This window comes from Helicobacter pylori, assembly GCF_001998165.1.
In the GTDB taxonomy this organism is placed as follows: domain Bacteria; phylum Campylobacterota; class Campylobacteria; order Campylobacterales; family Helicobacteraceae; genus Helicobacter; species Helicobacter pylori_DL.
The window spans coordinates 1-10,916 of record NZ_MTWR01000056.1 but is presented as its reverse complement, the minus strand read 5'-3'; the positions used below and the strand labels follow the sequence as shown (position 1 = coordinate 10,916).

At 38.9% G+C, this 10,916-nt stretch carries 10 protein-coding genes and 2 pseudogenes; 11 read left to right on the top strand and 1 reads right to left on the bottom strand.

Annotation, left to right across the window (positions count from 1 at the left end; translation table 11 throughout):
- The 11 genes and pseudogenes from BZK24_RS06825 to BZK24_RS06775 form a co-directional block, all read left to right on the top strand.
- On the top strand, positions 1–730 hold a 730-nt coding region (locus BZK24_RS06825), incomplete at its 5' end, for a DNA-methyltransferase (protein WP_077656966.1).
- Positions 730–1,597, top strand: a pseudogene (locus BZK24_RS06820) (HpyAIV family type II restriction enzyme). The gene BZK24_RS06825 and the pseudogene BZK24_RS06820, both read left to right, overlap by 1 nt.
- Positions 1,587–1,712, top strand: a pseudogene (locus tag BZK24_RS09655) (DNA methyltransferase); the annotation flags it as partial. The pseudogenes BZK24_RS06820 and BZK24_RS09655, both read left to right, overlap by 11 nt.
- A gap of 109 nt (positions 1,713–1,821) precedes the next feature.
- The gene (locus BZK24_RS06815) at positions 1,822–3,186 is read left to right on the top strand and encodes a S41 family peptidase (RefSeq protein WP_164855460.1); all 1,365 of its coding nucleotides are present in this window, start codon (positions 1,822–1,824) and stop codon (positions 3,184–3,186) included.
- A 6-nt stretch (positions 3,187–3,192) separates the two neighbouring features.
- The gene (locus BZK24_RS06810) at positions 3,193–4,356 is read left to right on the top strand and encodes an SH3 domain-containing protein (protein WP_077656964.1); all 1,164 of its coding nucleotides are present in this window, start codon (positions 3,193–3,195) and stop codon (positions 4,354–4,356) included.
- The gene (locus tag BZK24_RS06805) at positions 4,343–5,056 is read left to right on the top strand and encodes a 1-acyl-sn-glycerol-3-phosphate acyltransferase (RefSeq protein WP_077656963.1); all 714 of its coding nucleotides are present in this window, start codon (positions 4,343–4,345) and stop codon (positions 5,054–5,056) included. Before BZK24_RS06810 ends, BZK24_RS06805 begins: the two co-directional genes overlap by 14 nt.
- A complete protein-coding gene (gene ung, locus BZK24_RS06800; protein WP_077656962.1) occupies positions 5,053–5,754 on the top strand; it encodes a uracil-DNA glycosylase in 702 nt (233 codons plus the stop codon). Before BZK24_RS06805 ends, ung begins: the two co-directional genes overlap by 4 nt.
- Positions 5,755–5,842: 88 nt before the next feature.
- Positions 5,843–6,835: a type I glyceraldehyde-3-phosphate dehydrogenase gene (gap, locus tag BZK24_RS06790; RefSeq protein ID WP_021173031.1), complete on the top strand. Its 993-nt coding sequence runs from the start codon at positions 5,843–5,845 to the stop codon at positions 6,833–6,835.
- 15 nt (positions 6,836–6,850) lie between these two features.
- Positions 6,851–8,059, top strand: a complete 1,209-nt coding sequence (locus BZK24_RS06785) for a phosphoglycerate kinase (protein WP_077656960.1) — start codon at positions 6,851–6,853, stop codon at positions 8,057–8,059.
- A gap of 15 nt (positions 8,060–8,074) precedes the next feature.
- Positions 8,075–9,031, top strand: coding sequence for a magnesium/cobalt transporter CorA (gene corA / locus BZK24_RS06780; RefSeq protein WP_000248511.1), 957 nt, complete (start codon positions 8,075–8,077; stop codon positions 9,029–9,031).
- Positions 9,032–9,037: 6 nt separating this feature from the next.
- Positions 9,038–9,766, top strand: coding sequence for a TerC family protein (locus BZK24_RS06775; RefSeq protein WP_077644064.1), 729 nt, complete (start codon positions 9,038–9,040; stop codon positions 9,764–9,766).
- Between the two features lie 117 nt (positions 9,767–9,883).
- Here the strand turns inward: BZK24_RS06775 and BZK24_RS06770 are convergent.
- Positions 9,884–10,916, bottom strand: a 1,033-nt coding sequence (locus BZK24_RS06770; protein ID WP_143424393.1) for an outer membrane protein, incomplete at its 5' end; no start/stop codon positions are given.

Below are 10,916 nucleotides of genomic sequence, written 5' to 3'. Positions count from 1 at the left end.
TGTTTTAAGGAACAGTAATCCGGTACCTAATTTTGCTGGCAAGAGACTATGTAACGCCCATGAAACGCTTATTTGGTGCGCTAAACACAAAAACAGCAAAGTTACCTTTAATTATAAAACAATGAAGTATCTCAATAACGACAAACAAGAAAAATCGGTTTGGCAAATCCCTATTTGCATGGGTAACGAAAGACTAAAAGACGCGCAAGGTAAAAAAGTGCATTCCACGCAAAAACCAGAAGCTCTCTTAAAAAAAATCATTTTAAGCGCGACTAAACCTAAAGATATTATTTTAGATCCCTTTTTTGGCACAGGCACAACAGGGGCTGTGGCTAAATCTATGAACAGGTGTTTTATTGGCATTGAAAAAGATTCTTTCTATATTAAAGAAGCGACAAAACGCCTGAATAACACTAGGGATAAAAGCGATTTTATCACTAATTTAGATTTAGAAACTAAACCCCCAAAAATCCCTATGAGTCTTTTAATTTCTAAACAATTATTAAAAATCGGGGATTTTTTATACTCATCTAATAAAGAAAAAATTTGTCAAGTTTTAGAAAACGGACAAGTGAGGGATAATGAAAATTATGAAACTTCTATTCATAAAATGAGCGCTAAATATTTGAATAAAACCAACCATAATGGCTGGAAATTTTTTTATGCGTATTACCAAAATCAATTTTTATTGCTAGATGAATTGCGTTATATCTGCCAAAAGGACTCTTAATGGACTATCAAACCTTTAACGAGATTTTTAATCGTTTTGTTTTTGGAACATCTAAAGCAAAATTACTTGAAAATATTGCTGAAAATCCTGAACGCTATTTGGGGATTTTTAGACCCACTAAGCCTAAAACAAAATTATTACAAAATTTATTGACTTCCCATGAGATTAAGTTTGGCGATGCGTTTGAATGTTTAATAGAACAATATTTAAAAGAGCATAACTTTTCACCTTTATCTAAAAAAATTCCTTATTACAATAAGGATAAAGAAAAAAGGGAATCTTTAGAATTGGATCAGTTGGCTAAGAAAGATAACACCTATTATTTTATAGAACAAAAAATGCGAGACGACCATGACAGCGCCAAAAAGAGAGGGCAAATAGATAACTTTGAAAGAAAATTAGAGGCTTTAATCCATCGTTATGGCGAAAACATTCAAGGTTATTTTTATTTTATAGATGAGAGTTTGAATAAAAATCAAAATTATTATAAGGAAGAATTGCAAAAATTATCTGTTGATTATGGCGTGCCTTTGAAATTGTGCTATGGTAAGGAGTTGTTTGAAAAACTTAATATCCCCCAAGTTTGGGATGAGGTTTTAAACCATTTAGCGGCGTGAAATTTTACCCGATTTACCCAGTTTGAATTTTGATGAAAATCTTTTAGAGAGCTTTAAAGAAATCAAAGATCTAGCGCCAAGCGTTTATAGAAAACTTTTGGATAATGATGAAATCTTCAATCTTGTGTTAATTTTATTCCCAGAACAAAAAGTTTTAAAAATGTTAGTAGAGTATTTTAAACGACAAAATAAAACGATTTATCAGCAATTAGCGTCAAAGTTAGAGGAAAAGTTATTGTCTTTGCGATAGAGGCTCTAAAGTAAGCCCCATTTCTAATGTTTTTGTAACGAGCATGCTTTGCGATTTGCATGTGAATGGATCGGGGAGCTATGCGATTTTATTATACCGATTAGGCTCAAAATGAGTGAATGAATGGGCATGTTATCTAAATTTTAGATAGAATAAACGCAAAAATTGAATAAAACCTTAAAGGTGATTCTTTCTAATCTCAAAAATGGGTGGTGCTATTAACAATGACAAAACGACTTTTTAAAGGGTTGTTAGCGATTTCTCTTGCTGTGAGTTTGCATGGTGGTGAAGTTAAGGAAAAAAAGCCGGTCAAGCCGGTTAAAGAAGATCCGCAAGAATTAGCGGCTAAAAGGGTGGAAGCGTTCAGTCGTTTCTCTAATGTGGTTTCAGAAATTGAAAAAAAATATGTGGATAAAATCAGTATTTCTGAGATCATGACTAAAGCGATTGAAGGCTTGCTCTCTAATTTGGATGCGCATTCAGCGTATTTGAACGAAAAGAAGTTTAAGGAATTTCAAGCCCAAACCGAGGGCGAATTTGGGGGGCTTGGGATCACGGTGGGCATGCGCGATGGCGTTTTGACCGTTATTGCCCCCCTAGAAGGCACTCCCGCTTACAAGGCTGGGGTTAAGTCAGGCGATAACATTTTAAAAATCAATAACGAAAGCACGCTGAGCATGAGCATTGATGATGCGATCAACCTCATGCGCGGCAAGCCAAAGACCCCTATTCAGATCACCATTGTGAGAAAAAACGAGCCAAAACCCTTGGTGTTTAACATTATTAGAGACATCATTAAACTCCCCTCTGTCTATGTGAAAAAGATTAAAGAAACCCCTTATCTGTATGTGAGAGTGAGTGGTTTTGACAAGAATGTTACCAAATCGGTTTTAGACGGCTTAAAAGCTAACCCTAAGGCTAAGGGGATCGTGTTGGATTTAAGGGGGAATCCTGGAGGGTTATTAAACCAAGCAGTAGGCTTGTCTAACTTATTCATTAAAGAGGGGGTTTTAGTCTCTCAAAAAGGCAAAAATAAAGAAGAAAATTTAGAATACAAGGCTAACGGCAGAGCCCCTTATACCAATTTACCTATTGCGGTGTTAGTCAATGGCGGTTCAGCGAGCGCGAGCGAGATTGTCGCAGGAGCGCTGCAAGATCACAAACGAGCCGTGATTATCGGTGAAAAAACCTTTGGTAAGGGAAGCGTGCAGATGCTGCTCCCTGTCAATAAGGACGAAGCCATTAAAATCACGACCGCGCGCTACTATTTGCCGAGCGGGCGCACCATTCAAGCTAAGGGGATCACGCCTGATATTGTGATTTATCCGGGTAAAGCGCCAGAAAATGAAAATAAATTCAGCTTGAAAGAAGCGGATCTAAAACACCATTTAGAGCAAGAGCTTAAAAAGATTGATGATAAAACCCCTAATTCCAAAGAGGCGGATAAAGACAAGAAAAACGAAGAGGAAAAAGAGATTACTCCTAAAATGATCAATGATGATATTCAGCTAAAAACCGCTATTGACAGCTTGAAAACCTGGTCTATCGTGGATGAGAAAATGGATGAAAAAGCGCCTAAGAAGAAATAAAAACTCATGGGGTTTTTATTTGAAAAATCGTTAATGGGTTTTTTCGCTCATCCAATCAAAATCCTTAAAATCATCAGTTTGATTTTAAGCCTTTTGGTAAGCTTTTTGGTTGCCGAGAACGCTAATGAGTCAGAAGAAATCAAAGCTAAAGTGGCTTATGTGAAAATCCCCCAATTAGAAGATTTAGAAAACAACCCGGTTTATATCGGTCAAATCATAGGCGTAACTTATGATCTATTGCTGTTTGACGCTGAGTTTTTGGAAGCCAAAATCAAAGACGGGTTGGATAAAACCCAAATTGAGCTTTTAAACAAGATGCCTAAATGGAAAAAGGTGGAACAAGAGCTTTTCAGAGCGACTTATTATTACAAGATTAAGGGCATAAGGGCGAGTATCCCGTCCTTAGAAGTGAGCGCGTTTTCCAATAAAGACAAATACATCGATCATTCCATAGCCCCAAAAGTTGCTTTGCAGGTAACGGATTTGTCCAAAAACCCTCATTACGCGAATGTCATGGCCAAAGATTTGCAAGTCTTGCAATACAAAACCAAAGACTATGACGATAAAAACAATATTTTGGTGATGGAATTAGCGTTCAAAGAGGCTAATTGGGAAGATTTTCACATCAAAGAAGCGATCAAACAAGGGTTTGATAACGCCTCTTTAAACCAGATCAAGGCTAAAGAAGGGAGCGTTTTTTATTATTGTGTGTTGCCTAAAACCCTTCAAAACCTTTCTTTTGATTATTTTTCGCTTTCAAATAAGCAATTTAAAACCTTATCTTTTTCAACCATTCCCACTCAAGACACTACCGGTATTCAAAGCGATCTCATCCCTAAAAACAATTTTTTAGTCTTTTCTAATGTGGCGTTGCTCGCTTTGTGCGTGTTTTTCTTGGTGCTGTTCTTCATTTTTGGGCGCAAACTCATTTTTTTAGGGCTTGGGATTTTGTGCTTAGGGTTTGTTTTGTATCACCTTTTATTCACGCAAAAATCAGCCATTTTGCTCGCTCATAAAAAAATCCGCATTCTGCCCACGCAAAATTCCACCATTTTAGGGCTTTCTAAAAATGAAATGCCGATTAAAATCTTAGGTTCGCATGATGATTATTATAAAATCCTAACGCCGCATGAACAAATAGGATGGGTCAAAAAAGATGAAGTCAAATAAAAAATCCAATCGTTTAAGAGCGATTTATAGAGCTTTAGTGATCGCTATAGGCTTAGCCGTTATCATTGTTTTCAATTATTTTAACCGCAAAAACAATAACGCCCGCTCCAGCCGTAGGGCTTGTTCGTGCTTTTTTTCCCTTACCGGGGTTACTTTAGAAAAAATAGGCACTTTTGATATGGACGCTAAACTCATTGTCTTAAACCATCAAAGCTTACTGGACATTATTTATTTAGAAGCCTACCACCCCAGCAATATTTGCTGGATCGCTAAAAAAGAGTTGGGCGAAATCCCCTTTTATGGGCATGCCTTAACGGATACGGGAATGATTTTGATTGACAGAGAGGATAAAAAGGGGATTGTGAGCCTTTTGAAAGCATGTAAAGAAAAACTAGACCAAAACCGCCCTTTAGTGATTTTCCCTGAAGGCACTAGAGGCAAAGGGGGAGAAAAATTCCTCCCTTTCAAGCAAGGGGCTAAAATCATCGCCGAAAAATTCCAGCTCAAAATCCAGCCCATGGTGTTAATCAATTCCATTAAAATCTTTAATTCCAAGCCCCTAGAAGCCTATAAAGCGCGCACCCGTTTAGTCATGCTAGAAAGCTATACGCCTGATTTTAGCTCGCCCACCTGGTATGAAGAATTACAAGAACGCATGCAAAAAGAGTATTTAAAACACTACCATGAATTAAACGCATGAAGCTTTTTGACTGCACTCCTTTGAGTTTGGCTTGGCGGGAGTTTTTGCAAAGCGAATTTAAAAAGCCTTATTTTTTAGAAATAGAAAAACGCTACCTAGAAGCCCTAAAAAGCCCTAAAACCATTTTCCCTAAAAGCTCTAATCTGTTTTATGCGCTCAATTTAACGCCCCCTAGTGCGGTTAAAATCATCCTTTTAGGACAAGACCCCTACCATTCCACCTACCTAGAAAATGAGCAAGAATTGCCGGTGGCGATGGGCTTAAGCTTTAGCGTGGAAAAAAACGCCCCCATTCCTCCAAGCTTAAAAAATATTTTTAAAGAATTGCATGCGAATTTGGGCGTGCCTGTGCCTTGTTGTGGGGATTTGAGCGCATGGGCTAAAAGGGGCATGCTCTTATTGAACGCCATTTTAAGCGTGGAAAAAAACCAAGCCGCTTCGCACAAGCATATTGGCTGGGAAGCTTTTAGCGATCAAATACTGATGCGTCTTTTTGAAACGATCTCCCCTTTAATCGTGGTGTTATTAGGGAAAGTCGCCCAAAAAAAGATCGCGCTAATCCCCAAAAACAAACACATCATCATCACAGCCCCTCACCCTAGCCCATTATCTAGGGGGTTTTTAGGGAGTGGGGTTTTTACAAGCGTTCAAAAAGCTTATAGAGAGGTTTATCGCAAGGATTTTGATTTCAGCTTGTGATTGATGCTTAATGAGATAGAACCCCTTAAGAATACCTTTATTTAAGAGCATTTGTGATAAAATGGTAATTTTTGAATAAAGGGAAAACATGCCAATTAAAATCGCTATCAATGGGACCGGGCGCATCGGTTTGTGCACTATAAGGGTCGCTAGTCAAAGAAAAGACGTGGAAATCGTAGCCATCAATTCTACCGCTGAATTAGAAACTCTTTTGCATTTGATACGCCATGATAGCGTGCATGGGCATTTTGAAGCCAAACTGAATGCCAATAGAACTTTAAATATCGGGCATAGTAAAAATATTTTAGTGTTGAGCGAGCGAGACATTAACAAGCTTGATTTTTCTGCCGCTAACGCAGAAATCATCATAGAATGCACGGGGAAATTCAATTCCCTAGAAGCTTCAAGCGCTCATCTTAAAAACAGCGTGAAAAAAGTCATCATCTCCGCTCCCGCGCAAAACGCCCCTACCTTTGTCTATGGGGTGAATCACACTAATTATCATAATGAAAGCGTGATTTCTAACGCCTCTTGCACGACTAACGCTACCGCTCCTTTACTCAAAATCTTAGATGAAGTCTTTAAAGTAGAAAACGCGCTTTTAACCACCATCCACAGCTACACTAACGATCAAAACCTTTTAGACACCAAGCACAAAGACATCCGCCGCGCTAGAGCGGCTAGCCTTAACCTTATCCCCACAAGCACCGGCGTGAGCAAAGCCATTTCGCTAGTCTTACCGCATTTAGGCCCTAAGATTACAGGCCTTGCGATTAGAGTGCCTACCCCTAATGTGAGCTTAGTGGATCTATCTTTGAGCTTTAAAAAAGTTGTGAGCAAAGCAAGCGTTCAGCATGCGCTTAAAGACGCCAGTAAGCATGCCTTTAAAGGGATTGTAAGCATTGATGAAGAAAGGCTCGTTTCAAGCGATTTTATTTCTTCGCCTTTTAGCGCGATCGTGATTGATGACCAAATCATGACGATAGGCGAAAAAAATGCTAAAGTATTGGCATGGTATGATAATGAAATGGGTTATAGCGAGCGCTTGATAGACATGGCGCAATATATAGCACAAAATTAAAAGAAAGGATTTTTCATGTTAGCTAAAATGTCGTTTATGCAAAACGTTAAAAACATTCAAGAAGTGGAAGTGAGCCATAAAAGGGTGCTTATTAGGGTGGATTTTAATGTGCCTTTAGATGAAAATTTGAATATCACTGATGACACGCGCATTAGAGAGAGCTTGCCCACCATCCAATTTTGTATTGACAACAAGGCTAAAGATATTATTTTAGTGAGCCACTTGGGCCGCCCTAAAGGGGTTGAAGAAAAATTAAGTTTAAAGCCTTTTTTAAAACGCCTTGAAAGACTCTTAAATCATGAAGTGGTTTTTTCTCAAAATATCGTGCAACTCAAGCAAGCCCTAAACGAAAACGCGCCCACAAGGATTTTTCTTTTAGAAAATATCCGCTTTTTAAAAGGCGAAGAAGAAAATGATGAAAATCTGGCTAAAGATTTAGCGAGCTTGTGCGATGTGTTTGTGAATGACGCTTTTGGCACGAGCCACAGAAAGCATGCCAGCACTTATGGCACCGCCAAATTCGCTCCCATAAAAGTGAGCGGGTTTTTACTCAAAAAAGAAATTGATTCGTTTTATCAGGCGTTTAACCACCCTTTACGCCCTTTATTGTTGATTGTGGGGGGGGCTAAGGTCAGCTCCAAACTCACTTTGTTAAAAAACATTTTAGATCTCATTGACAAGCTCATCATTGCCGGAGCGATGAGCAACACCTTCTTAAAAGCCTTAGGCTATGATGTGCAAGATTCTTCTGTAGAAGACGCTCTAATCAATGACGCCCTAGAGTTATTGCAAAGCGCGAAAGAAAAAAAAGTCAAAGTCTATTTACCCATAGACGCTGTTACCACTGATGACATTCTCAACCCCAAACACATCAAAATTTCACCCGTCCAAGACATTGAGCCTAAGCACAAGATCGCTGATATAGGGCCTGCGAGCTTGAAATTATTTTCTGAAGTCATAGAGAGCGCGCCCACGATCCTATGGAATGGCCCCTTAGGCGTGCATGAAAAGCAAGAATTCGCTAGAGGCACAACCTTTTTAGCCCATAAGATCGCTGACACTTACGCTTTCTCGCTCGTTGGTGGGGGCGATACCATTGATGCGATCAACCGTGCGGGCGAAAAGGATAACATGAGCTTTATCTCTACCGGTGGGGGAGCGAGCTTGGAATTGTTAGAGGGCAAAATTTTACCTTGTTTTGAGGTTTTGGATAAACGCCATTAACTCTAAGGATCGCTTATGGTGAATGTGTTTTTCAAACAGCAAAAATTTGTCATTAAAAAACGCTTTAATGATTTTAATGGCTTTGATATAGAAGAAAATGAGGTTTTATGGTTTGAACTCATCAACCCTACGCCCAATGAATTGGCCACTCTAAGCCAAGAATACGCTATCCACTACAACACAGACCATTCCCAACGAGTCTCATCAGTAACCAAATACTGGGAAGACAGCTCCAGCGTTACGATCAACGCTTTTTTCACCAACCAGGATGAAAATGAGACTTTCCACACGGAAATGGCGACCTTTATTTTGTCTAATAACATTCTTTTCACGATTTATTATGGGACTTTAGAAATCTTTGATTCTATCCAAAAAAAGGTTTTAGCTAGCCCTAAAAAATTTGAAGACGGGTTTGATATTCTAACCAAAATCTTTGAAGTGTATTTTGAAAAAGGGGTGGAATGCCTAGAGTGGATCAACAAACAAACGAGCCTGTTGCGTAAAAACATCATTTTCAAAGAAACTTCTACGCATGATGATATTTTAGTGCGCTTGTCCAATTTGCAAGAATTTAATGTGGCTTTAAGGGATTCCTTTTTTGACAAACGGCGCATTATCACCGCTTTACTAAGGAGCAATAAAGTGGATAGCGATACTAAAAATAATTTAAATATCATTTTAACCGATTTTAGCTCTTTAGTGGAGTCTACAACGGTCAATCTCAACTCGCTTGATAACATTCAAAACCTGTTCGCTTCTCAAGTCAATGTGGAGCAAAATAAAATCATCAAACTCTTCACTGTGGCGACTATGGCGATGATGCCCCCCACATTGATTGGCACGATTTATGGCATGAATTTTAAATTCATGCCGGAGTTAGAATGGCAATACGGGTATCTTTTCGCGCTGATTGTCATGGCGATTTCTACGATTTTGCCTGTGCTCTATTTTAAAAAGAAAGGCTGGTTGTAGCCTTTTATGGAATTTTTATCCTCACTCTTAGATGCTCTTTCTACACCGCATGGCATAGTCTCCTTGGCTACGCTCACGCTTTTAGAGATCGTTCTAGGGATTGATAATATCATTTTTATCACGGTGATGGTCTATAAACTCCCCAAACACCAGCAAAATAAAGCCATGATTTTAGGCTTGGGCTTAGCGATGATCGCTCGTATAGGGCTTTTAGGGAGCTTGTTTTTTATCAGCCATTTGCAAAAGCCTTTATTCACTTTATCAGGCATGAGCTTTTCATGGCGTGATGTGGTGCTGCTTGCAGGGGGGGTGTTTTTAGCTTTTAAAGCGTTAGTGGAACTAAAAGAGCAGATCTATCCTAAAGAAAAACGCCAAGAAAAAGCGTTTGGCTTTTCCATCACCTTAATAGAAATCATGTTTTTAGACATTGTCTTTTCTTTAGACTCCGTGATCACGGCTATTGGGATCGCTAAACACCTAGAAGTCATGGCGCTTGCTATTATTTTATCTGTAATCGTGATGATGTTTTTTTCCAAAATCGTTGGCGATTTTATTGAAAGGCATTATCGCATCAAAACTTTAGCCTTTGTTTTTTTGCTCGTTGTGGGCGTGTTTTTGTTTTTAGAAGGCTTGCATTTGCATGTTGATAAAAATTATTTGTATGCGGGTATTGGTTTTGCCTTGCTCATAGAATGCTTAAACATTTTCATAGAAAAGAAAATGAAAAAAAGTTAAAAAGCGTTTTTTAAAAGGCTTTCATGCTTTTATGAACAACTAAATTTTAATCAAAACTCATAAGCGTATAGGGGGCATTTCGCAATGAAACCCCCTTAAAAAGAGGATTTGTGCCACCTAGTAAGCAAACACATAATTCAAATACACGCTATAGAGCCTTCTGTATTTGAGTTCAGCACCCATGAAAGAATAATAATCCGTGTTAATGGTAGGGATTTTCACGCCTAATTCCACGCCATGCTGCGCGGCATGATCGCTGTCTTTTTTCTTAGACCTGGCGAGATTCATTCTCAAGCCTAGATTGAATAAAAATTGGAAATTAGCCACATTCATCTTAGCGCTATAGATATTGCCCACCATGTTCAAATTCACTTGTTGGGAATTAAGCCACGAAGTCCCAGCTAGTGCAAAACCACCAAAAAGCCCCACGGAAAGCTTGTTATTCTTGCCTAAGAAATTGGTGTTTTTATCGTTGATAAAGTTATAAAGCGCATCCATTCCCACCCCATAAGTCCACACATCAGAAGCCGAGTTAAAAAAATTAGATTTGATATAAGCATGGTTGTAATCAAAAAAGCCGTAATACCTTAACCCCCAATTCCTTTTTTTGCCAAAGAATTGCTTATAGCCCACTTGCACGCCGATCCCGTTCATCGCGCCGTTATTGGTTTGAGAACTAATCATGCCAAAGCGCCTGAAAGGGTTTTTGCCTAATTCTTGCGTGGTGGCTTGGAGCTGGTTGTATTTGTTTGAATCCAAAGAATAAGTGAGCAAACCTTCCGGGGAATTGGGGTTTTGAGTGGAATGCGTCATGTTTTGAAGAGATTTAGCGTTAGGCAAGCTAGAGATAGCACTATTGATCGCTTTTGAGTCGTTGTTTAAAGTGTTAAGGGCTCCTTTAAAATCCAAAATGGTTTGAGCCAAAGCTTTCTCTTGATTGACCTGGTTGCCGTAATAAGTGGTGTGTTGCTCTAAAGAATTGAGGGTTTCTTTCACAAACGCGCAACCTGAACCATAAGTGTTGTCGTTAATCACACCAGCCGATCCTGCGGTGCATTCTTCTAGATCTTGTTGGATAGGCCCTTGAATGCTGTGGAAATTGTTCGCTACTTGTTGGGCTAAGCTTAAAATTTCTGCTTGAGCGTTAGCT